This is a genomic window from Enterococcus sp. DIV0436a, assembly GCF_051711605.1.
Lineage (GTDB): Bacteria > Bacillota > Bacilli > Lactobacillales > Enterococcaceae > Enterococcus_B > Enterococcus_B faecium.
Window position 1 is genome coordinate 47,131 of record NZ_JBIONA010000001.1, and the last position, 22,648, is coordinate 69,778.

A 22,648-nucleotide genomic window follows, 5' to 3' on the forward strand; every position below is an offset into this window, starting at 1 on the left:
AGAAGCTCATGGCAGAACTCAAACAAGAATGGATCAACACAGCTATTGAAGCGTTAGATAAAGCCTATGTTCCTTATTCCCATTTTCCGGTAGGCGCTTGTCTCGTAACGGAATCAGGCAAGATTTATCAAGGCATCAACATTGAGAATGCATCATTTGGATTAACGAATTGTGCCGAGCGCACAGCTTTTTTCAAAGCAGTATCTGAAGGAGAAAAAACATTTACGCATCTAGTCGTAGCGGGGCACACCCCCGATCCTATCTCTCCTTGTGGTGCATGTCGACAAGTAATGGCAGAATTCTGTTCCCCTGATATGCCGGTTACGCTAGTAGGAGACAATGGTGTGACGAAGGCAACGACCGTTCGTGAACTGCTGCCTTATGCATTTACTGAAAAAGATCTATAACTCATGTTCATTCAGTCAGCTGACTGTTGAAAAATAAAACAATTATTTTAGGAGGCTTTACAGAAATGAAAAAAGCAAAATTATTTGGTTTAGGTGCTGTCGCACTAGCAGCAGGGTTATTTTTAGGTGCATGCGGCAACAACGGCTCTACTGATTCATCCGGTGGCAAAAGCTCATCAGACACAACAACTGCAGCATTGATCACAGACACAGGTGGTGTAGACGACCGTTCATTCAACCAGTCAGCTTGGGAAGGACTAGAAAAATGGGGGAAAGATCAAGGACTTTCACGAGGAAATGATGGCTTCCAATATTTCCAATCTTCAAATGAATCAGATTACATCCCAAATATTGACCAAGCATTGAATGCTGGATTCAAAACGATTTTTGGTATTGGTTATAAACTAAAACCAGCGATCCAAGAACAAGCAACAAACAATACAGGTACGAACTTTGTTATTATCGATGATGTCATCGATGGATTAGATAACGTTGTATCTGCAACTTTCAAAGACAACGAAGCTTCTTATCTTGCAGGTGTTGCAGCAGCTTATACGACTGAAACAAACGTAGTCGGCTTTATCGGCGGTGTAAAAGGTGAAGTAATCGATCGTTTTGATGCTGGATTCAAAGCCGGTGTTGATGCAGGTGCGAAAGAATTAGGAAAAGAAATCAAAGTATTGAATCAATATGCTGGTGACTTCTCTGCTCCAGATAAAGGACGTTCAATTGCTCAAGGTATGTATGCACAAAACGCAGATATCATCTTCCATGCTTCAGGCGGTACAGGTAACGGTGTATTCCAAGAAGCAAAATCATTGAACGAATCAGGCGACAAAAAAGTTTGGGTTATCGGTGTTGACCGCGACCAATCAGACGAAGGCGAATACACATTAAACGGCGAAAAGAAAAACTTCACATTGACATCTACACTGAAAGCAGTTGGAACAGTAGTAGAAGATTTGGCACAAAAATCAGCGGACGGTAAATTCCCTGGCGGCGAACACACTGTTTATGGATTGAAAGAAGACGGTGTTGGTCTAACAGAAGGACAACTTTCTGACGAAGCGAAAAAAGCAGTTGATGAAGCAAAAGAAAAAATCATTTCAGGTGACGTAAAAGTTCCAGAAACTCCTGAAGAAAACTAAAACCATTTCTATAGCCTTGTTAGACACATGTTTGACAAGGCTATGGTTTGATTAGAACAAGAATTGTTCATTTATCCAAGCTGCCTTGTGACAGTTTGGATAAGGGAACAACTCCCTGAAGTAATGTTTGTTTCAAAAGAAGAACGCTCACTAAGCGTGAATCTTAGTCAATCGTTGCCCTAGATAGAAATCGTTAGGATGTGAAAAAAAGGTGGTTCAAGAAAATATTGTCATAGAAATGCAGAATATTACCAAAGAATTTGGAACATTCAAGGCAAATGACAACATCAATTTACAAGTAAAGGCAGGAGAAATTCATGCGTTGCTTGGAGAAAACGGTGCTGGCAAATCTACATTGATGAACGTGCTTTCCGGATTATTAGAGCCGACATCAGGGAAAATTTTGATGCGTGGGAAAGAAGTAAAGATCACAAGTCCGACCAAAGCCAACCAATTAGGGATTGGGATGGTCCATCAGCACTTTATGCTTGTTGATGCCTTTACTGTAACAGAAAACATCGTGTTGGGAAGCGAGCCTAGTCGTGCAGGGATGCTTGACCATAAAAAAGCACGAAAAGAGATCCAAAAAGTTTCTGAACAGTATGGATTGTCAGTCAACCCAGATGCTTACGTTCGTGATATTTCAGTTGGGATGGAACAACGGGTAGAAATTTTAAAAACACTTTACCGAGGAGCAGATGTACTGATTTTTGATGAGCCGACAGCTGTATTGACCCCTCAAGAAATTGATGAATTAATCGTGATCATGAAGGAATTAGTCAAAGAAGGCAAGTCGATCATTTTGATTACGCATAAGTTAGATGAAATCAAAGCAGTAGCTGACCGCTGTACAGTTATCCGCCGTGGAAAAGGAATCGGTACAGTCAACGTTAAAGACGTAACCTCACAACAATTAGCCGATATGATGGTTGGAAGAACGGTTTCATTCAAAACGATGAAAAAAGAAGCGAAGCCTCAAGAAGTCGTTTTGTCTATTGAAAATCTAGTGGTGAAAGAAAATCGTGGATTAGAAGCCGTGAAAAACTTGAACTTAGAGGTTCGTGCTGGCGAAGTACTTGGTATCGCTGGAATCGATGGAAACGGGCAGTCGGAGTTGATCCAAGCTTTGACTGGTTTGCGAAAGGCAGAAAGCGGACATATCAAGCTAAAAGGGGAAGACATCACTAATAAAAAACCCCGAAAAATCACTGAACATGGTGTAGGACACGTGCCAGAAGACCGTCATAAATACGGGTTAGTCCTAGATATGACATTATCTGAAAATATCGCACTACAAACTTATCATCAAAAACCTTACAGTAAAAACGGCATGCTGAATTATTCAGTGATGAATGAACATGCCAGAGAATTGATCGAAGAATATGATGTTCGAACAACGAATGAACTTGTTCCCGCAAAAGCTTTATCAGGCGGAAATCAGCAAAAAGCAATTATCGCTCGTGAAGTCGACCGAGATCCTGATCTGTTGATTGTTGCAAATCCAACTCGTGGACTGGATGTAGGTGCGATCGAATTTATTCATAAACGTCTGATCGAACAAAGGGACAAATACAAAGCAGTGTTACTGATCAGTTTCGAATTAGAAGAAATTTTAAATGTTTCGGATCGTATTGCTGTTATCCATGAAGGAGAAATTGTCGGTATCGTTGATCCGAAAGAAACATCTGAAAATGAATTAGGTCTATTGATGGCGGGCTATACCTTAGAAGAAGCACGAAAAGAGTTAGAAAAGGGGGCTGGCGCACATGAATGATCGCAGCGAAAAATTCCGTAATTTATTAGTGCCTGTACTTTCAGTTGTTTTAGGATTGATCTTAGGCGCGATATTGATGGCTGCTTTTGGTTTTCAGCCCATCCAAGGTTATTCTTCTATGCTAGATGCAGCCCTTGGTTCGCAAAGAGGGATAGGTGAAACGTTAAGGCAAGCAACGCCGTTGATTTTTACAGCATTAGGTTTTTCTGTAGCTAACTCAGCAGGGTTTTTCAATATTGGGCTTTCTGGACAAGCACTTTGCGGGTGGATCGTCAGTGTCTGGGTGGCACTTGCGTTTCCAGATCTGCCAAAAGTTGTTTTGCTTCCGTTATGCGTGATCTTAGGTGCCTTAGCTGGTGCGATGGCAGCGGCTGTTCCAGGTTTACTTCGAGCATTTTTTGGAACAAGTGAAGTGATCGTAACAATCATGATGAACTATATCTTATTATACGTAAGCACATTTGCTTTACATGAAGTGATGCCTGAAAGCTATCGCTCAAGTTTGGACTCTTCCAATATGATCAGTCAAAATGCCTCACTGCGGTTACCATGGTTAACACAAGCTTTTGGCGGCTCTCGCGTAAACTCAGGATTATTTTTAGCAATCATCGCGCTTATTTTCGTTTGGCTGCTGATGAAGAAAACGACTTTAGGATTTGAAATCCGTTCTGTTGGATTGAATCCTTTTGCTTCTGAGTATGCAGGAATGAGTAGTAAACGTACGATCGTTTTGTCGATGGTCATTTCTGGCGCTTTGGCAGGGCTTGGCGGTGTGGTTGAAGGATTAGGAACGTATCAAAACTTCTTTGTTCAAACGACTTCGCTATCTATTGGATTTGACGGAATGGCTGTCTCCTTGCTTGGTTCTGGATCAGCAATCGGTATTCTTTTATCAGCGATCTTGTTCAGTATTTTGAAGATCGGTGGACTTGGCATGCAGACAGGAGCAGGTGTTCCGTTTGAGATCGTCAATGTATCGATTGCTTTGATTATCTTCTTTGTCGGGATCAACTTCCTGATTCGTTTCGTCATGGCTAAAGTCTTCCAAGGGAAAAAACAAGAAGAGATCGTTGCGACAATCGAATCGAAACCAACGAATCAAAACCATGAAGGGGGCGAACTATAATGTCGACTATCGAATTAATTGCTTTGATCCTTACTTCTACACTGGTTTATTCAACACCGTTGATCTTAACATCATTAGGCGGAACTTTTTCTGAACGAAGCGGGATCGTAAACGTAGGGCTAGAGGGAATCATGGTCATGGGTGCTTTTAGTTCCATCGTTTTCAACTTGACGATGAGTCCATCACTTGGTTCTATGACACCATGGATCGCTATTTTAGTGGGTGGCGTCGTAGGTATCCTATTTTCTCTGATTCACGCAGTAGCAACAGTCAGTTTGCGTGCTGACCATATTATCAGCGGGACAGTAATTAATCTGATGGCACCTGCTTTAGGTGTTTTCTTGATCAAAGCATGGTATGGTAAAGGTCAAACTGATAACATCACGCAGAATCTGGGGTATTTTTCTTTCCCAGGATTAGCAGATATTCCGGTCATTGGACCAATTTTCTTTAAAAATACATTCTTACCTGCTTATTGTGCTATTTTGATTGCTGTCCTAGCTTGGGTGATCATCTTCAAGACGAAATTCGGCTTGCGCCTCCGTTCAGTTGGTGAAAATCCTCAAGCTGCCGACACATTAGGTATCAATGTATATGCTATGCGTTATTCAGGCGTACTGATTTCTGGCTTGTTAGGCGGTATGGGCGGTGCTGTTTTTGCTCAGTCGATTTCCGGTAACTTTTCAGCTGGTACGATCGTTGGACAAGGGTTCATCTCCATGGCTGCTATGATCTTTGGTAAGTGGAATCCTTTAGGGGCAATGGGTGCCTCATTGTTCTTTGGTTTTGCTCAAAGCTTGAGTATCATTGGCGCACAATTACCAGTTATTTCTTCGATTCCGCCAGTATTGCTGCAAATTGCTCCATATTTGCTGACAATCATTGTGCTGGTTGTTTTCTTAGGGAAAGCTTCTGGTCCAAAAGCAAACGGGAAGAACTATATCAAATCAAAATAATCTTTTAGCGAATAAAAAGGGTGGGTTACGGGAAGTGTTTTTCGTCTCGCCCTTTTTGTTTTAAAGGCAATAAAAATAAAAAGAAAGAAGGAATAATCATGTTTAAACGCGTACATCTGATCGTCATGGATTCAGTAGGAATTGGAGAAGCACCAGATGCCGATAAGTTCGGTGATGTTGGTTCTGATACATTAGGACACATTGCGAAAGAAGCAGGATTGAACGTTCCACATTTAGAGCAGCTTGGTTTAGGAACAATCCGTCCTCTTGAAGGTGTGGAATCAGTGAAAGATCATCAAGGCTATGCGACGAAATTAGAAGAAGTTTCTGTAGGGAAAGATACGATGACAGGCCACTGGGAAATCATGGGATTGAATATCAAAACTCCATTTCGTGTGTTTCCGAACGGATTCCCTGACGATCTGATCAAACAAATCGAAGAATTTTCTGGCCGTAAAGTCGTATGTAACAAACCTTATAGCGGAACAGCTGTTATTGACGATTACGGTGAACACCAAATGAAAACAGGCGATTTAATTGTATATACTTCTGCCGATCCTGTCCTTCAGATCGCGGCACATGAAGAAATCATTCCTTTAGAAGAATTATATCGGATTTGCCAATTCGTTCGTGATATAACAAAAGATGATCCGTATATGATTGGCCGAATCATTGCACGTCCGTACGTGGGTGAACCAGGAGACTTCACACGAACAAGCAATCGCCATGATTATGCGTTGAATCCATTCGGACACACAGTCCTTGATTCTTTGAAAGAAGCAGGAAAGGACGTGATTGCTGTTGGAAAGATCAACGATATTTTCAACGGACAAGGAATCACTGAATCTGTCCGCACGAAAAGCAATATGGATGGCGTTGACCAGCTGCTGAAAGTTATGAAAAACGATTTTTCAGGAATCAGCTTTACCAATTTAGTAGATTTTGATGCATTATACGGTCATCGTCGGGATGTAGTCGGCTATGCGCATGCGATTGAAGAATTTGACTTACGAATTCCAGAATTGCTTGAAGCGATGGAAGAAGACGACTTGCTAATGATTACAGCCGATCACGGAAACGATCCGACGTTTACTGGTACCGATCATACGCGAGAATATGTACCGTTATTGGTTTACAGTAAAAAAATGAAAGAACAAGGGGCATTGCCTCAAGGATATTATTCAGATATTTCAGCAACGATTGCTGAGAACTTTAGTGTTTCTTCGACTGAAAATGGCGAAAGCTTCTTGAAATTATTAAAATAATCTTTTTAAATAGGAGAAAGCAAATGACCAAGTTAAGCGAGATGTTACAAGAAACGACCCAGTTTATCCTTGATAAAGGAGTAAAAGAAATTGATTTTGGTTTGATTCTAGGTTCAGGATTAGGTGAATTAGCAGATGAAATCGAAGATGCTGTAATGATTTCTTATGATGAGATCCCGTTCTTTCCTGTTTCGACAGTAGTTGGGCATGCAGGAAAGCTAGTTTATGGGTCTCTGGCAGGCAAGAAAGTGTTAGCCATGCAAGGGAGATTCCACTACTATGAAGGTCATTCCATGCAAACAGTGACCTATCCAGTACGTGTGATGGCCGGACTAGGGGCCCATTCAGTCATTGTGACTAATGCATGTGGTGGTGTCAACGAATCATTTGTACCAGGAGATTTGATGCTGATTACCGATCATATCAATTTTACTGGTGAAAATCCTTTGATCGGTCCGAATGAAGATGCAATGGGCCCTAGATTTCCAGATATGAGTCAAGCTTATACGCCTGACTATCAAGCAACAGCAAAAGCAGCAGCAGAAAAACTAGGTTTGGATCTTAAAGAAGGCGTATATATGGGCTATTCTGGACCAACTTATGAAACGCCTGCGGAGATCCGAATGTCTCGGACAATAGGAGCCGATGCAGTAGGGATGTCGACTGTTCCAGAAGTCATCGTAGCAGCTCACAGCGGATTAAAAGTGTTAGGAATCTCTTGTATTACCAACTTAGCAGCAGGTATGCAAGCGAATCTGAGCCATGAAGAAGTTGTAGAAACAACTCAGAGAGTCAAACAATCTTTTAAAGCATTGGTTAAAGAAACATTGACATTATTGTAATAGGAGGAACAATAAAATGAGTGTGCATATTGAAGCGAAAGAAGGCGAGATCGCCGATAAGATTTTACTTCCGGGAGATCCTTTGCGAGCTAAATATATTGCGGAGACTTTTTTGGAAGATCCAGTTTGTTACAATCAGGTACGCGGTATGTTAGGCTTTACCGGCAAATATAAAGGAGAACGTATTTCTGTTCAAGGAACAGGAATGGGAATGCCATCAGCCACCATCTATGCCCATGAATTGATCCAGTCGTATGGTGTAAAGAAATTGATTCGAGTAGGTACATGCGGTGCATTGTCAAAAGACGTCCATGTTCGTGATTTAGTACTAGCACAAGGTGCAGCGACCAGTTCTTCGATGATCGAAAAAAATTTCCAAGCCTTTCATTTTCCTCCAATCAGTGATTTCAATCTATTACTGAAAGCATATGAGATAGCTAAAGAAAAGGGCTATACGGTTCATGTAGGAAATGTTCTTTCGGAAGATTCTTTCTACAAAGATGATTTGACAGAGACATTCCAATTAGCTGAACTTGGCGTTTTAGGAGTGGAGATGGAAGCAGCGGCTCTTTATTACTTAGGCGCGAAATACCATGTGCAGACATTAAGTTTGATGACCGTTAGCGACCATTTGATCACCGGTGAAGAAACAACAGCTGCAGAACGTCAATCTACGTTCAATGAAATGATCGAAGTAGGATTGGAAACAGCGATAGCAGAATAAGAAGGAAATGAAAAAGCTGCCCTGCATTAAGTAATAAGAACATCCAAGCAAAAATAGCTCCTCATGTTTTTGACTTGGCTGGACTTATTATTGCAAATGTAAGCTTTTGAACACCGTTTACCAAGAGGTTGTGAATCTGCCGTTTAACTCTGAGTCACAAGGAACAATTTCAAAAAACAGCTTTTCATGTTTGATGAATATTGTTACTTGTGACCGAGAAGTTGGCAGGAGAACACCGTTTATACGAAAAAAGGGACTGTGACAAATCGTGTCACAGTCCCTTTTTTATAGTGTTTTTTATAGGTAGTATTTTTTAGCAACTGTTAAGTCATCATTTAATTCATAAACAAGTGGTTGACCTGTTGGAATTTCAAGATCCATGATGTCTTCGTCAGAGATACCTTCGATATGTTTAGCTAGGGCGCGTAATGAGTTACCATGTGCAGCTACTAAAACAGTTTTGTTGTCTAGTAATGCTGGAGCAATTTCATCTTGCCAGAATGGTAAAGCGCGTTCTAATGTCACTTTCAAGTTTTCTCCACCAGGAATATCGCGTTTGTCTAACATTGCGTAACGACGGTCATTTGCTGCAGAACCTTCGTCAGTTTCTTCCATTAATGGAGGAAGAGTATCGTAAGAACGACGCCAGATGTGTACTTGTTCGTCGCCGTATTTTTCAGCTGTTTCTTTTTTGTTCAAACCTTGTAATTTACCATAGTGACGTTCGTTTAAGCGCCATGATTTGATTTGTGGTACCCAAAGTTGATCTGAATATTCTAAGATCAAGTTACATGTTTTGATTGCACGAGTTAAAACAGAAGTGTAAGCAACATCAAATTCGATTCCAGCTTCTTTGATTTTGCGTCCGCCTTCTTTTGCTTCTTCGATTCCTTCTGGTGCTAGATTTACATCAGCCCAACCAGTAAATTGGTTCAATGCATTCCATTCACTAAGACCGTGACGAGAAAAAACTAATTTTGGCATGTTTAGCTCTCCTTTTAAGATAGGTTTATATTTCTGAAATTTTCAGTTCTGTTTTATTGTACAATTTTTTGGAAGAGATTTCCATCGAAAAATTAGATAAGATTCTATGAGAAAACAAGTAGAGAATATAAAAAAACGAACAGTGCCCACGCAACTGTTCGTTTTTAGGTATTAGATGCATAATTGCTCGATTTCTTTTTCAGGTAAATTGATATATTTATAACATGTTCCAACTGAAACACCGCATTTTGAAGAAATAAATTGGATCGTTTCTTTTTTTTCATAATAGAGACGTCGGATTTTTTTGATCGTTTTTGCATCGATTTTTGGTCTTCCGCCGATTTTTCCTTTTTTACGAGCTTCATCTAATCCAACTAATGTACGTTCTTTGATCAATGCGCACTCCATGTTTGCTAGGTTTTCCATTAATTGGAAATAGATTTTTCCCATTTCGCGCGTATCGATTCCTTCATCAAGACTAATCAAGTGCAGCCCGCGATCTTTGAATAATTGCGTGAGTTCTGTTAATTGCCGCGTAGATTTGCCTAATCGATGAAGTTGGCAAATGACTAGTGCATCGCCTTGTTGCATGTCAGCGATCACTGACTCCAAATGAACAGCAGTAGAATCATTTTGTTCCACTTCATATGTCTCATGGAAAATTTCTTGACAACCAAAGTCAGATAATTGATCAACCTGAGTTGTTAAATCAACGTCATTTATGGTTGTGCGTGCATAACCAATAATTTTCATGGTGATTCCTTTCTAGCAGTGATTTTCTAACTGGATATAACAGTAAAAATGTAGCATAAAGTACGTCAAAAAGATAGTTTTTTCGCAAATTTTCCGCTGTCTTTTTTTATTGGATGATCAAGCAGTTTTTCTTTATTTACGACGGATTGCGTCAAGAATCTCAACGCCTTTTTCTGAGCCGACAACTACTTTAGAAACCATGTTTAGGAAAAGCCCATGTTCTACTACCCCAACAAGTTCATCTAAATAGGTAGCTAAGCTTTCTGGCTGTTCGATGACTTCTAGATGCAGATCAATGATGTAATGACCACCATCTGTGGTTAGGACTTCTCCGTTTTCGTCTGTACGCAAGACAGGTTGGAATCCTTTTTCTTCAAAAATATGAAGTAGCTGTTGGGAGCCATAAGGGATCACTTCAACTGGGAGTGGGAACTTCCCAAGTTTATCGACTAATTTAGAAGAATCAACGATCCAAATCGTTTCTTTTGAGTACGTAGCGACTATTTTCTCGAAAAGCAAAGCAGCGCCGCCGCCTTTGATCCCTTGAAAATCAGCACTGATTTCATCAGCACCGTCTATTGTCAAATCGACTACGGGGACTTCATCAATACTCTTTAACGGTATTCCTAATTTTTCCGCTTGTTCTTTTGTCGCATTTGAAGTAGTAACTCCTGTGATACGTAAACCTTCTTCACGCATACGGCGACCAATCTCTTCTACCATATAATAGGCGGTTGAACCGGTCCCGAGACCTACGATCATCCCGTCCTTTACGAATTTCGCGGCTTCAATGCCAGCTAATTGTTTTAAATTCATCTTTGCGTCCACCTTTTTTTAGTTTGAGCATCGTGCTTTCCTCACTATTTTAGCGTGATTTACGGTAAAAAGATACCATTCTTTTTTATTCCAATAAAGCTTTTTCAAAAAAAATTGCATCTCTTGTTGACATGTTTTTTCATTCGTGATATTCTAACAAAGGTGCTTTATCTACAGGTTTCTGTGAAGAAACGTGCTGACTGTTTATCAAAGCATATTTGATAAGGATGCAGACATTGCATTTATTTTTTATCACAAAAAAAGAACCACCTGGATGTGTGGAACTAGACGCAAATCGTGGGAAGGAGGAAACAAGGAATGCCTACAATTAACCAATTAGTACGTAAACCTCGTAAATCAAAGGTGGAAAAATCTAATTCACCTGCTTTGAACAAAGGATATAACAGCTTTAAGAAAACTCAAACTAACGTAAACTCACCTCAAAAACGTGGGGTAGCAACTCGTGTGGGTACAATGACACCTAAAAAACCGAACTCAGCTTTACGTAAATATGCACGTGTTCGTTTGTCAAACTTAATTGAAGTTACTGCTTATATCCCAGGGATTGGTCATAACTTACAAGAACACAGTGTTGTATTATTACGCGGTGGTCGTGTAAAAGACTTACCAGGGGTACGTTACCATATCGTTCGCGGTGCTTTAGATACTGCTGGTGTTAACGACCGTAAACAAAGCCGTTCTAAATACGGAACTAAAAAACCTAAAGCTTAATTTTAATTATTAAACAAATGAAACTTGCTTCTACTATATAGAAGTAATTACTATGAACAATATTTCGGAAGGAGGAGTTACGGATGCCACGTAAAGGTCCTGTTGCAAAACGTGATGTTTTACCAGATCCTATTTATAACTCAAAATTAGTAACTCGCTTGATCAACCGTGTAATGGTTGACGGAAAACGCGGGATTGCAGCTAACATTATCTATAATGCCTTTGACTTGATCAAAGAATCTACAGGTAACGATCCATTAGAAGTGTTTGAACAAGCAATGAAAAACGTTCAACCTGTTCTTGAAGTTAAAGCACGTCGTGTTGGGGGTTCAAACTACCAAGTACCAGTTGAAGTTCGCCCTGAACGACGCGTTACTCTAGGTCTTCGTTGGGTAGTAAACTACGCTCGCTTGCGCGGTGAACACACAATGGAAGAACGCTTAGCAAAAGAAATCATGGATGCTGCAAACAACACAGGTGCTTCTGTTAAAAAACGTGAAGACACTCATAAAATGGCTGATGCCAACCGTGCGTTTGCTCACTATCGCTGGTAAGATTCTCTCTGTTTGGTCGGCTTTTATAAGTCGACCTCAGATAGTGTCCTTATTTTTAGCAACTAGATAGTAAAGAGAGGAGAAACAAGGAGAATGACCAGAGAATTTTCTTTACAAAATACTCGTAATATCGGTATCATGGCCCACATCGATGCTGGTAAAACGACTGCTACTGAACGTATCTTGTACTATACTGGTAAAATCCATAAAATTGGTGAAACTCATGAAGGAGCTTCACAAATGGACTGGATGGAACAAGAACAAGAACGTGGTATTACGATCACTTCTGCTGCTACTACAGCACAATGGAAGGGTCACCGAATCAACATCATCGACACACCAGGACACGTAGACTTCACAGTTGAAGTTGAACGTTCATTGCGTGTACTTGATGGTGCTGTAACTGTTCTTGATGCACAATCAGGTGTTGAACCTCAAACTGAAACAGTTTGGCGTCAAGCAACAACTTATGGTGTACCTCGTATCGTATTTGCAAACAAAATGGACAAGATCGGTGCTGACTTCTTATATTCAGTATCAACTTTACATGACCGTTTGCAAGCAAACGCTCACCCAATCCAATTACCAATTGGTGCGGAAGACGACTTCACAGGAATTATCGACCTTGTAACAATGAAGGCTGAAATGTATACAAACGATCTTGGAACAGAGATCGAAGAAACAGAAATTCCTGAAGAATACCGCGAATTAGCTGAAGAATGGCGCGAAAAATTGGTTGAAGCTGTAGCTGAAACTGATGAAGAACTTACTTTGAAATACTTAGAAGGTGAAGAAATCACTGAAGCTGAGTTAAAAGAAGGTATCCGCCGCGCAACAGTTAACGTAGAATTCTACCCAGTACTATGTGGTTCAGCATTTAAGAACAAAGGGGTTCAATTACTATTGGACGCTGTTCTTGATTACTTGCCATCACCGTTAGATATCCCAGCTATCAAAGGGATTGACCCTAAAACTGATGAAGAAGTAGAACGTCCTGCAGACGACAGCGCTCCTTTCTCAGCTTTAGCATTTAAAGTTATGACTGACCCATTCGTAGGTCGTTTAACTTTCTTCCGTGTGTACTCTGGTGTTTTACAATCAGGTTCATACGTACAAAACGCAACAAAAGGCAAACGTGAACGTGTTGGTCGTATCCTACAGATGCATGCCAACTCTCGTTCAGAAATCTCTGAAGTTTACGCTGGAGATATCGCTGCTGCTGTTGGTTTGAAAGACACAACTACTGGGGACACACTATGTGATGAAAAGAGTCTAGTTATTCTTGAATCCATGGAATTCCCAGAACCAGTTATCCAAGTCGCTATTGAACCTAAATCAAAAGCTGACCAAGATAAAATGGGTGTGGCTTTACAAAAACTATCTGAAGAAGATCCTACTTTCCGTGCTGAAACAAACGTGGAAACAGGCGAAACAATCATCGCTGGTATGGGTGAACTTCACTTAGATATCATCGTTGACCGTATGCGTCGTGAATTCAAAGTTGAAGCTAACGTAGGTGCGCCTCAAGTATCTTACCGTGAAACTTTCCGTGCTGGCACTCAAGCCGAAGGTAAGTTTGTACGTCAGTCTGGTGGTAAAGGTCAATACGGTCACGTATGGATTGAATTTACACCAAATGAAGAAGGTGCTGGTTTCGAATTTGAAAATGCGATCGTCGGTGGGGTTGTTCCTCGTGAATACATTCCAGCTGTTGAAACTGGTTTGAAAGATGCTATGGAAAATGGTGTCTTAGCTGGCTATCCATTAGTAGATATCAAAGCTAAACTTTACGATGGTTCATACCATGATGTCGATTCAAATGAAACTGCCTTCCGTGTTGCTGCTTCTATGGCATTACGTGCAGCAGCTAAGAAAGCTAATCCAGTAATCCTTGAACCAATCATGGCTGTAGAAGTTGTTATCCCTGAAGATTACTTAGGTGATGTTATGGGTCACGTAACTGCTCGTCGTGGACGTGTTGAAGGTATGGAAGCTCGCGCTGGCGGCCAACAAGTTGTTCGTGCGATGGTTCCACTTGCTGAAATGTTTGGTTATGCTACAACTCTTCGTTCTGCTACTCAAGGTCGTGGTACATTTACAATGACATTTGACCACTACGAAGATGTACCAAAATCAGTACAAGAAGAAATCATTAAGAAAAACGGCGGAAAAGCTGAATAATTTCTTAAAACCGGATAGTCTTGCAAAGAGATTATCCAAAGAGACTATATTTTTAATATAGTTTCGTGTAAAATAATTATCGATGATATGGGCATGTGGTGTACCTTGTGTACATCATATACCTATCAGACAAATAAAAAATATATTGTATTTTTAGGAGGACATTTTAAAATGGCAAAAGAAAAATTTGACCGTTCTAAACCACACGTTAACATTGGTACTATCGGACACGTTGACCATGGTAAAACTACATTAACAGCTGCAATCACAACTGTACTATCTAAGAAAAACGGCGGCCAAGCTATGGCTTACGATCAAATCGATGGTGCTCCAGAAGAACGCGAACGCGGAATCACAATCTCAACAGCTCACGTTGAGTATGAAACAGATACACGCCACTACGCTCACGTTGACTGCCCAGGACACGCGGACTACGTTAAAAACATGATCACTGGTGCTGCTCAAATGGACGGAGCTATCTTGGTAGTTTCTGCTGCTGACGGCCCAATGCCTCAAACTCGTGAACACATCCTATTGTCTCGTCAAGTTGGTGTTCCTTACATCGTTGTATTCTTGAACAAAGTAGACATGGTTGATGACGAAGAATTACTAGAATTAGTTGAAATGGAAGTTCGTGACCTATTAACAGAATACGAATTCCCTGGTGACGATGTTCCTGTAGTTGCTGGATCAGCTTTGAAAGCTCTAGAAGGCGACGCTTCATACGAAGAAAAAATTCTTGAATTAATGGCTGCAGTTGACGAATACATCCCAACTCCAGAACGTGACAACGACAAACCATTCATGATGCCAGTTGAAGACGTGTTCTCAATTACTGGACGTGGTACTGTTGCTACAGGTCGTGTTGAACGTGGACAAGTTCGCGTTGGTGACGAAGTTGAAGTTGTTGGTATTGCTGAAGAAACTTCAAAAACAACAGTTACTGGTGTTGAAATGTTCCGTAAATTGTTAGACTACGCTGAAGCTGGAGACAACATTGGTGCTTTACTACGTGGTGTTGCACGTGAAGACATCCAACGTGGACAAGTTTTAGCTAAACCAGGTACAATCACACCTCATACAAAATTCTCTGCAGAAGTATACGTGTTGACAAAAGAAGAAGGTGGACGTCATACTCCATTCTTCACTAACTACCGTCCACAATTCTACTTCCGTACAACTGACGTAACAGGTGTTGTTGAATTACCAGAAGGAACTGAAATGGTTATGCCTGGCGACAACGTAACAATGGAAGTTGAATTAATCCACCCAATCGCTATCGAAAACGGTACTAAATTCTCAATCCGTGAAGGCGGACGTACAGTTGGTGCCGGTGTCGTTACAGAAATCAAAGCTTAATTCACTTAAGTTTTAAAGTAAAGCAACATTTATTCGGACGTAATCGCTCGGAATGAAGGTCTCAGGATCTTTGTTCCGAGCTTTTTTATTTATTGCAGGATCAGGGAAAAAGACAGGAGCATTATAATAGAAGAAACACGAAATAAAAGAGTCAGTATTTTCTAAATGAAACTTTATGAAAACAAAATGTTTTTTACAAGAAAAAGCCTTGCTTTGTGAGTTTATATATATTATAATGACAAAGGTGCGTTTACTTTAGTGAATTGCACAGACGTAATCAGAATGATTTCGTCGGCTAAGAAACGAGAGGTTGCGACACGCCCGGACGCTTTGCCACGAACGAGCGTGACGGAAATTTTCGTGGAGCTATGTCTACTTTTCAAAATAGGCGAAGGAGGGAACAAGATGGCAAAACAAAAAATTCGTATCCGTTTAAAAGCGTATGAACACCGTATTTTAGATCAATCAGCGGATAAAATCGTGGAAACTGCAAAAAGAACTGGAGCTAGCGTGTCTGGTCCAATTCCATTACCAACTGAACGCAGTCTTTACACAATCATCCGTGCGACTCATAAATACAAAGATTCACGCGAACAATTCGAAATGCGTACACACAAACGCCTTATCGACATTGTGAACCCAACACCAAAAACTGTTGATGCTTTGATGAAGCTAGACTTACCATCTGGTGTAAACATCGAAATCAAATTATAAAACTAAAACAAAAATAATGGAGGTGTACTCATGACCAAAGGAATCTTAGGGAAAAAAGTGGGAATGACACAAATCTTCACTGAATCTGGTGAATTAATTCCAGTAACTGTTGTAGAAGCTACTCCAAACGTAGTACTACAAGTGAAAACAATGGAAACGGATGGCTACGAAGCTATTCAAGTTGGTTACCAAGATATGCGTGAAGTTTTATCAAACAAACCTGCGAAAGGTCATGTTGCAAAAGCAAACACGGCTCCTAAGCGCTTCATTCGTGAATTCAAAAATGTTGAGCTAGGAGAATATGAAGTAGGAAAAGAAATTACAGTAGATGTTTTCCAAGCAGGAGACATTATTGATGTAACAGGTACTACGAAAGGTAAAGGATTCCAAGGGGTTATCAAACGCCACGGACAAAGCCGCGGACCAATGGCTCACGGTTCTCGTTACCATCGTCGTCCTGGGTCAATGGGTCCAGTTGCACCTAACCGTGTATTTAAAAACAAACGTCTTGCTGGCCGTATGGGTGGCAACCGCGTAACTATCCAAAACTTGGAAGTTGTACGTGTCGATGCAGAAAGAAATGTTATCTTGATCAAAGGTAATGTTCCTGGAGCTAAAAAATCTTTAATCACTATCAAATCAGCTGTGAAAGCTAAATAATTGTAGGAAGAAAGGAGGAACTAAGGAATGCCGAATGTAGCATTATTCAAACAAGATGGAAGCCAAAACGGTGAAATCACACTTAACGAAGAAATCTTCGGAATTGAACCTAATGAAAGTGTTGTTTACGATGCAATCGTAATGCAACGTGCGTCATTAAGACAAGGAACACACGCGGTTAAAAACCGTAGCGCTGTTCGCGGCGGCGGACGTAAACCATGGCGTCAAAAAGGAACAGGTCGTGCACGTCAAGGATCTATCCGCTCACCACAATGGCGTGGAGGTGGCGTAGTCTTTGGACCAACACCACGTTCTTACAGCTACAAACTTCCTAAAAAAGTTCGTCGTTTAGCAATGAAATCTGTATTGTCAGAAAAAGTTGCTGAAAACAACTTGGTAGCAATCGAAGGCTTGAACTTCGACGCACCAAAAACAAAAGAATTCAAACAAGTTCTTGCTAACTTATCTATCGACTCTAAAGTATTGGTTGTTCTAGAAAAAGGTAACGACTTTGCTGCTTTATCAGCACGTAACTTACCAAACGTTTCTGTAGTAACTTCTGATAATGTGAGTGTGCTAGACGTTGTATCAAATACAAAAGTGTTAGCAACACAAACTGCTCTTACTCAAATTGAGGAGGTGCTTGCATAATGAACTTACTAGACGTAATCAAACGCCCAGTGATCACTGAAAAATCAATGCTTGCCATGGATGACAAGAAATACACTTTTGAAGTGGACACTCGCGCAAACAAAACTTTAGTAAAACAAGCGGTAGAAGCTGCTTTTGACGTTAAAGTCAAAAACGTTAACATCGTGAACGTACGTGCGAAATTCAAACGTATGGGCAAATATGCAGGATATACAAAAAAACGTCGCAAAGCGATCGTTACATTGACTGAAGATTCAAAAGAAATCCAATTATTCGAAGCTGCTGAATAAGCACTAATAGATAACTCATTAAATTAGGAGGGAAAAACGTGGCGATTAAAAAGTACAAACCTACCTCAAATGGTCGTCGTAACATGACAGGTTCTGATTTTGCTGAAATCACAACATCAACACCTGAAAAATCATTGTTACAACCATTGAAAAACCATGCTGGACGTAACAACAACGGCCGCATCACTGTACGTCATCAAGGTGGCGGACACAAACGCCAATATCGCGTGATCGACTTCAAACGTAACAAAGATAACGTTGTTGCAACTGTTCAAACGATCGAATATGATCCAAACCGTTCAGCTAACATCGCGTTAGTACACTATGAAGATGGAGTGAAAGCTTACATCTTAGCACCTAAAGGACTAGAAGTGGGTATGAAACTTGTTTCAGGTCCAGAAGCAGATATCAAAGTCGGAAATGCTCTTCCATTAGAAAACATTCCAGTTGGTACTGTTATCCACAACATTGAAATGAAACCTGGTAAAGGTGGACAATTGATCCGTTCTGCTGGTACAAGTGCTCAAGTACTTGGTAAAGAAGGCAAATACGTATTGATCCGCTTGAACTCTGGTGAAGTTCGTATGATCTTAGCTGCATGCCGTGCTACAATCGGTTCTGTAGGTAACGAACAACACGAATTAATCAACATCGGTAAAGCTGGACGCTCTCGTTGGATGCGTAAACGCCCAACTGTACGTGGTAGCGTAATGAACCCTAATGATCACCCACACGGTGGTGGTGAAGGTAAAGCTCCTATCGGACGTAAAGCACCAGTTTCTCCTTGGGGTCAACCAGCTCTTGGTTACAAAACTCGTAACAAAAAAGCTAAATCAGACAAACTTATTGTTCGTCGTCGCAAAAATAAATAATTACTTTGACCATGTGTCGCACATTTTGAGAGGAGGTTCACCATGGGTCGTAGTTTAAAGAAAGGACCTTTTGTCGATGAGCATTTAATGAAAAAAGTTGAAGCTCAAGCAGGGGTTGAAAAGAAAAAAGTTATCAAAACTTGGTCACGCCGTTCAACAGTTTTCCCAAGTTTTGTTGGATATACCATCGCAGTTTATGATGGACGTAAACATGTACCAGTTTACATCCAAGAAGACATGGTAGGACACAAATTAGGTGAATTTGCACCTACAAGAACTTATCGTGGACATGCTGCTGACGATAAGAAAACGAAACGCTAATTTGAGGGGAGGATAAATCCAAATGGCAGAACAAATCACATCAGCTAAAGCAACTGCAAAAACAGTTCGCACTTCACCTCGAAAAGCCCGTTTAGTAATTGACCTTATCAGAGGTAAAAGTGTCGCAGATGCAATTTCAATCTTGAAATTCACACCAAACAAATCTGCTGGAATCATTGAAAAAGTATTGATGTCAGCAGTTGCGAATGCAGAAAATAACTTTGACTTAGATGTTGAAAACTTGGTAGTAAGCGAAGCTTTTGTTAACGAAGGACCTACAATGAAACGTTTCCGTCCTCGTGCAAAAGGATCAGCTTCTCCAATCAACAAACGTACAAGTCATATCACGGTAGTCGTATCAGAAAAATAAGGAGGGATAATCAGTGGGTCAAAAAGTACATCCAATTGGAATGCGTGTAGGCATCATCCGCGACTGGGATGCTAAATGGTATGCTGAAAAAGAGTATGCTGAGTTCTTACACGAAGATTTAAGAATCCGTAAATTTATTTCAACTAAACTTGCTGATGCTGCTGTATCAACAGTTGAAATCGAACGCGCAACAGGTCGCGTAAACATTTCAATTCACACAGCTAAACCAGGTATGGTTATTGGTAAAGGCGGTTCTGAAGTCGAAAGCCTAAGAAAAGAATTAAACAAATTAACTGGTAAAAGAATCCATATCAATATCGTGGAAATCAAAAAACCAGATCTAGATGCAAAATTAGTAGGTGAAGGAATCGCACGTCAATTAGAAAACCGTGTTGCTTTCCGTCGCGCTCAAAAACAAGCCATCCAACGCTCAATGCGTGCTGGCGCTCAAGGGATCAAAACTCAAGTATCTGGTCGTCTAAACGGAGCAGATATCGCTCGTTCAGAAGGATACTCAGAAGGAACTGTTCCTCTTCATACTTTACGTGCGGACATTGATTACGCATGGGAAGAAGCAGATACAACATACGGAAAACTAGGAGTTAAAGTGTGGATCTATCGTGGAGAAATTCTTCCAACTAAAAAAAACACTGAGAAAGGAGGGAAATAATCATGTTAGTACCTAAACGTGTAAAACACCGTCGTGAATTCCGCGGAAAAATGCGCGGGGAAGCTAAAGGCGGAAAAGAAGTAGCATTCGGTGAATACGGTTTGCAAGCTGTTGATTCACATTGGATCACAAACCGCCAAATCGAAGCTGCTCGTATCGCAATGACTCGTTACATGAAACGTGGTGGGAAAGTATGGATTAAAATTTTCCCTCACAAATCTTATACTGCCAAAGCAATTGGGGTACGTATGGGTTCTGGTAAAGGGGCACCTGAAGGATGGGTTGCACCAGTAAAACGTGGTAAAATCATGTTTGAAATCGCAGGCGTTCCTGAAGAAGTAGCTCGTGAAGCGTTACGTCTAGCTTCTCACAAATTACCAATGAAAACTAAGATCGTAAAACGTGAGGAAATGGGTGGTGAATCGAATGAAGGTTAAAGAAATCAGAGAATTAACCACTGCCGAAATGCTTGATCAAGAAAAACAATTAAAAGAAGAATTGTTTAATCTTAGATTCCAATTAGCAACAGGTCAATTAGAAAACACTGCACGTATTAAAGAAGTACGTAAATCGATTGCACGCATCAAAACTGTGTTGCGTGAACAAGCTAAGTAATTATGGAAGGAGGCCATTAAGCGTATGACTGAAGGAAGAAATCAACGCAAAGTTTATCAAGGTCGCGTGGTTTCAGACAAAATGGATAAAACAATTACCGTTGCTGTCGAAACAAAGAAAAACCACCCTATCTATGGCAAACGCATGAACTATTCTAAGAAATACAAAGTGCATGATGAAAACAACACAGCAAAAGTTGGCGACATCGTGAGAATTATGGAAACTCGTCCATTATCAGCTACAAAACGTTTCCGTTTGTTGGAAGTAGTCGAAGAAGCAGTTATTATCTAATAACACGAGATTTTCCTATATAGATTGAATGCAAAATCTGAAAGGAGGATACACAACGTGATCCAAGCAGAAAGTCGTTTAAAAGTCGCTGATAACTCAGGCGCACGTGAAATTTTGACGATCAAAGTCCTTGGTGGATCTGGTCGTAAAACTGCTAACATCGGTGATGTGATCGTTGCTACGGTTAAACAAGCAACGCCAGGTGGGGTTGTCAAAAAAGGTGACGTCGTTAAAGCCGTTATCGTTCGAACAAAATCAGGAGCTCGTCGTACAGACGGTTCATATATTAAATTTGATGAAAATGCTGCAGTGATTATTCGTGATGATAAAAGCCCTCGTGGAACACGTATCTTTGGGCCAGTTGCACGTGAACTACGTGAAAACAACTTCATGAAGATCGTTTCACTAGCACCAGAAGTTTTATAATCTTGAGACACTTATCAAAGGAGGTGCGAAACAGTTATGTTTGTTAAAAAAGGCGATAAAGTTAAAGTTATCACTGGAAAAGACAAAAACAAAGAAGGCGTTGTACTAGCAGCGTTCCCGAAAAAAGATAAAGTTATTGTCGAAGGTGTAAATGTCGTTAAAAAACACCAAAAACCTTCTCAAGCTGCTCCTCAAGGTGGAATTGTTGAGATGGAAGCGCCAATTCATGTTTCTAACGTGATGGTGGTTGACTCTACTGGTGTAGCTGGCCGAGTTGGCTACAAAGAAGTAGACGGCAAAAAAGTCCGTGTTTCTAAAAAAACCGGTGAAGTTTTAGATAAATAAAAGTTTAAGGAAGGAGGGTCTTACTGAATGAACCGCCTAAAAGAAAAATATCTTAAAGAAGTAACTCCATCATTGATGGAAAAATTTAACTATAGCTCTGTTATGCAAACACCTAAAGTTGAAAAAATCGTCATCAACATGGGTGTTGGTGATGCGGTATCAAACGCTAAAAACTTAGATAAAGCAGTTGAAGAATTAACTTTGATCACTGGTCAAAAACCAATGATTACAAAAGCTAAAAAATCAATCGCTGGATTCCGTTTACGTGAAGGAATGCCAATTGGTGCAAAAGTTACATTGCGCGGAGAAAGAATGTACGAATTCTTAGACAAATTGGTTTCTGTTTCACTACCACGTGTACGTGACTTCCATGGTGTAAGTAAAAAAGCCTTTGACGGTCGTGGAAACTATACTTTAGGTATTAAAGAACAATTGATCTTCCCAGAAGTAGATTATGATTTAGTAGATAAAGTACGTGGTATGGACATCGTTATTGTAACAACAGCAAACTCTGATGAAGAATCTCGTGAGTTGTTGACACAATTAGGCATGCCATTCCAAAAATAATTAAAGGAGGCGAACTACGTGGCTAAAAAATCAATGATTGCTAAAAACAAACGTCCTGCAAAATTTTCAACACAAGCTTATACTCGTTGCGAACGTTGCGGACGTCCACATTCAGTTTATCGTAAGTTCCATCTTTGCCGTATTTGCTTCCGCGAACTTGCCTATAAAGGTCAAATTCCCGGCGTGAAGAAAGCTAGCTGGTAAAAAGTAAATTCGCATAAGAAGGAGGTAAAAG

At 40.4% G+C, this 22,648-nt stretch carries 30 protein-coding genes; 27 read left to right on the forward strand and 3 right to left on the reverse strand.

Translation table 11 applies throughout. From position 1 onward, the window contains the following. Window positions 1–8: 8 nt before the first annotated feature. The 8 genes from IGL15_RS00210 (at window position 9) to deoD (ending at window position 8,242) form a co-directional block, all read left to right on the forward strand. On the forward strand, window positions 9–407 hold the full coding sequence (locus tag IGL15_RS00210) for a cytidine deaminase (protein WP_002298572.1): 399 nt from the start codon (window positions 9–11) through the stop codon (window positions 405–407). Window positions 408–472: 65 nt separating this feature from the next. Then, window positions 473–1,555: a BMP family lipoprotein gene (locus IGL15_RS00215; RefSeq protein ID WP_002289203.1), complete on the forward strand. Its 1,083-nt coding sequence runs from the start codon at window positions 473–475 to the stop codon at window positions 1,553–1,555. Between the two features lie 211 nt (window positions 1,556–1,766). After that, the gene (locus IGL15_RS00220) at window positions 1,767–3,329 is read left to right on the forward strand and encodes an ABC transporter ATP-binding protein (RefSeq protein ID WP_002289202.1); all 1,563 of its coding nucleotides are present in this window, start codon (window positions 1,767–1,769) and stop codon (window positions 3,327–3,329) included. Continuing rightward, window positions 3,322–4,455 carry an ABC transporter permease gene (locus IGL15_RS00225; RefSeq protein ID WP_002289201.1) on the forward strand — a complete coding sequence of 378 codons (1,134 nt, stop codon included), beginning with the start codon at window positions 3,322–3,324 and terminating at the stop codon, window positions 4,453–4,455. The genes IGL15_RS00220 and IGL15_RS00225 overlap by 8 nt, the downstream gene beginning before the upstream one ends. Continuing rightward, window positions 4,455–5,411, forward strand: a complete 957-nt coding sequence (locus tag IGL15_RS00230) for an ABC transporter permease (protein ID WP_002289200.1) — start codon at window positions 4,455–4,457, stop codon at window positions 5,409–5,411. The genes IGL15_RS00225 and IGL15_RS00230 overlap by 1 nt, the downstream gene beginning before the upstream one ends. A 98-nt stretch (window positions 5,412–5,509) precedes the next feature. Then, a complete protein-coding gene (deoB, locus tag IGL15_RS00235; RefSeq protein ID WP_002289199.1) occupies window positions 5,510–6,676 on the forward strand; it encodes a phosphopentomutase in 1,167 nt (388 codons plus the stop codon). Window positions 6,677–6,699: 23 nt separating this feature from the next. Next, window positions 6,700–7,518, forward strand: a complete 819-nt coding sequence (locus IGL15_RS00240; RefSeq protein WP_002289198.1) for a purine-nucleoside phosphorylase — start codon at window positions 6,700–6,702, stop codon at window positions 7,516–7,518. 16 nt (window positions 7,519–7,534) lie between these two features. After that, window positions 7,535–8,242, forward strand: a complete 708-nt coding sequence (deoD, locus tag IGL15_RS00245; protein WP_002289197.1) for a purine-nucleoside phosphorylase — start codon at window positions 7,535–7,537, stop codon at window positions 8,240–8,242. A gap of 297 nt (window positions 8,243–8,539) precedes the next feature. Here the strand turns inward: deoD and gpmA are convergent, their stop codons facing one another. The 3 genes from gpmA to rpiA all read right to left on the reverse strand — a co-directional run bounded on the left by gpmA (window position 8,540) and on the right by rpiA (window position 10,795). Continuing rightward, window positions 8,540–9,226, reverse strand: coding sequence for a 2,3-diphosphoglycerate-dependent phosphoglycerate mutase (gpmA, locus tag IGL15_RS00250; RefSeq protein WP_002294321.1), 687 nt, complete (start codon window positions 9,224–9,226; stop codon window positions 8,540–8,542). A gap of 171 nt (window positions 9,227–9,397) precedes the next feature. Then, on the reverse strand, window positions 9,398–9,979 hold the full coding sequence (locus tag IGL15_RS00255; protein WP_002294320.1) for a recombinase family protein: 582 nt from the start codon (window positions 9,977–9,979) through the stop codon (window positions 9,398–9,400). Between the two features lie 132 nt (window positions 9,980–10,111). Then, window positions 10,112–10,795, reverse strand: a complete 684-nt coding sequence (gene rpiA / locus IGL15_RS00260) for a ribose-5-phosphate isomerase RpiA (protein ID WP_002294319.1) — start codon at window positions 10,793–10,795, stop codon at window positions 10,112–10,114. Window positions 10,796–11,113: 318 nt separating this feature from the next. Between rpiA and rpsL the strand changes: the two genes are divergently transcribed. The 19 genes from rpsL to IGL15_RS00355 all read left to right on the forward strand — a co-directional run bounded on the left by rpsL (window position 11,114) and on the right by IGL15_RS00355 (window position 22,617). Continuing rightward, window positions 11,114–11,527: a 30S ribosomal protein S12 gene (gene rpsL / locus IGL15_RS00265; RefSeq protein ID WP_002294318.1), complete on the forward strand. Its 414-nt coding sequence runs from the start codon at window positions 11,114–11,116 to the stop codon at window positions 11,525–11,527. Between the two features lie 83 nt (window positions 11,528–11,610). Continuing rightward, window positions 11,611–12,081: a 30S ribosomal protein S7 gene (rpsG, locus tag IGL15_RS00270; protein WP_002290440.1), complete on the forward strand. Its 471-nt coding sequence runs from the start codon at window positions 11,611–11,613 to the stop codon at window positions 12,079–12,081. 93 nt (window positions 12,082–12,174) lie between these two features. Further along, complete coding sequence (gene fusA / locus IGL15_RS00275) at window positions 12,175–14,262, forward strand: elongation factor G (RefSeq protein ID WP_002294317.1); 2,088 nt, start codon at window positions 12,175–12,177, stop codon at window positions 14,260–14,262. 171 nt (window positions 14,263–14,433) lie between these two features. Next, a complete protein-coding gene (gene tuf / locus IGL15_RS00280) occupies window positions 14,434–15,621 on the forward strand; it encodes an elongation factor Tu (protein WP_002290442.1) in 1,188 nt (395 codons plus the stop codon). A gap of 405 nt (window positions 15,622–16,026) precedes the next feature. Continuing rightward, window positions 16,027–16,335: a 30S ribosomal protein S10 gene (gene rpsJ / locus IGL15_RS00285; protein ID WP_002290443.1), complete on the forward strand. Its 309-nt coding sequence runs from the start codon at window positions 16,027–16,029 to the stop codon at window positions 16,333–16,335. 30 nt (window positions 16,336–16,365) lie between these two features. Beyond that, on the forward strand, window positions 16,366–16,995 hold the full coding sequence (gene rplC / locus IGL15_RS00290; protein WP_002290445.1) for a 50S ribosomal protein L3: 630 nt from the start codon (window positions 16,366–16,368) through the stop codon (window positions 16,993–16,995). 27 nt (window positions 16,996–17,022) lie between these two features. Further along, the gene (gene rplD, locus IGL15_RS00295; protein WP_002290446.1) at window positions 17,023–17,646 is read left to right on the forward strand and encodes a 50S ribosomal protein L4; all 624 of its coding nucleotides are present in this window, start codon (window positions 17,023–17,025) and stop codon (window positions 17,644–17,646) included. Next, entirely contained in the window at window positions 17,646–17,936 is a 291-nt protein-coding gene (rplW, locus tag IGL15_RS00300) for a 50S ribosomal protein L23 (protein ID WP_002290449.1), read from the forward strand. Before rplD ends, rplW begins: the two co-directional genes overlap by 1 nt. A 38-nt stretch (window positions 17,937–17,974) precedes the next feature. Continuing rightward, a complete protein-coding gene (rplB, locus tag IGL15_RS00305; RefSeq protein WP_002290451.1) occupies window positions 17,975–18,808 on the forward strand; it encodes a 50S ribosomal protein L2 in 834 nt (277 codons plus the stop codon). Window positions 18,809–18,850: 42 nt separating this feature from the next. Then, a complete protein-coding gene (gene rpsS / locus IGL15_RS00310; RefSeq protein WP_002288655.1) occupies window positions 18,851–19,129 on the forward strand; it encodes a 30S ribosomal protein S19 in 279 nt (92 codons plus the stop codon). Between the two features lie 22 nt (window positions 19,130–19,151). Next, window positions 19,152–19,499 carry a 50S ribosomal protein L22 gene (rplV, locus tag IGL15_RS00315; protein WP_002288657.1) on the forward strand — a complete coding sequence of 116 codons (348 nt, stop codon included), beginning with the start codon at window positions 19,152–19,154 and terminating at the stop codon, window positions 19,497–19,499. A 13-nt stretch (window positions 19,500–19,512) separates the two neighbouring features. Next, on the forward strand, window positions 19,513–20,169 hold the full coding sequence (gene rpsC / locus IGL15_RS00320; RefSeq protein WP_002288659.1) for a 30S ribosomal protein S3: 657 nt from the start codon (window positions 19,513–19,515) through the stop codon (window positions 20,167–20,169). A gap of 2 nt (window positions 20,170–20,171) precedes the next feature. Continuing rightward, entirely contained in the window at window positions 20,172–20,606 is a 435-nt protein-coding gene (gene rplP / locus IGL15_RS00325) for a 50S ribosomal protein L16 (RefSeq protein WP_002288661.1), read from the forward strand. Then, entirely contained in the window at window positions 20,596–20,784 is a 189-nt protein-coding gene (gene rpmC, locus IGL15_RS00330; RefSeq protein ID WP_002288664.1) for a 50S ribosomal protein L29, read from the forward strand. The genes rplP and rpmC overlap by 11 nt, the downstream gene beginning before the upstream one ends. A 24-nt stretch (window positions 20,785–20,808) precedes the next feature. Beyond that, window positions 20,809–21,075 carry a 30S ribosomal protein S17 gene (gene rpsQ, locus IGL15_RS00335; protein ID WP_002288668.1) on the forward strand — a complete coding sequence of 89 codons (267 nt, stop codon included), beginning with the start codon at window positions 20,809–20,811 and terminating at the stop codon, window positions 21,073–21,075. A 57-nt stretch (window positions 21,076–21,132) separates the two neighbouring features. Next, window positions 21,133–21,501, forward strand: a complete 369-nt coding sequence (gene rplN / locus IGL15_RS00340; protein WP_002288669.1) for a 50S ribosomal protein L14 — start codon at window positions 21,133–21,135, stop codon at window positions 21,499–21,501. Window positions 21,502–21,537: 36 nt separating this feature from the next. Then, complete coding sequence (gene rplX, locus IGL15_RS00345; protein ID WP_002288670.1) at window positions 21,538–21,846, forward strand: 50S ribosomal protein L24; 309 nt, start codon at window positions 21,538–21,540, stop codon at window positions 21,844–21,846. A gap of 27 nt (window positions 21,847–21,873) precedes the next feature. Beyond that, a complete protein-coding gene (gene rplE / locus IGL15_RS00350; RefSeq protein WP_002288671.1) occupies window positions 21,874–22,413 on the forward strand; it encodes a 50S ribosomal protein L5 in 540 nt (179 codons plus the stop codon). A gap of 18 nt (window positions 22,414–22,431) precedes the next feature. Further along, complete coding sequence (locus tag IGL15_RS00355) at window positions 22,432–22,617, forward strand: type Z 30S ribosomal protein S14 (RefSeq protein ID WP_002288673.1); 186 nt, start codon at window positions 22,432–22,434, stop codon at window positions 22,615–22,617. Window positions 22,618–22,648 lie beyond the last annotated feature (31 nt).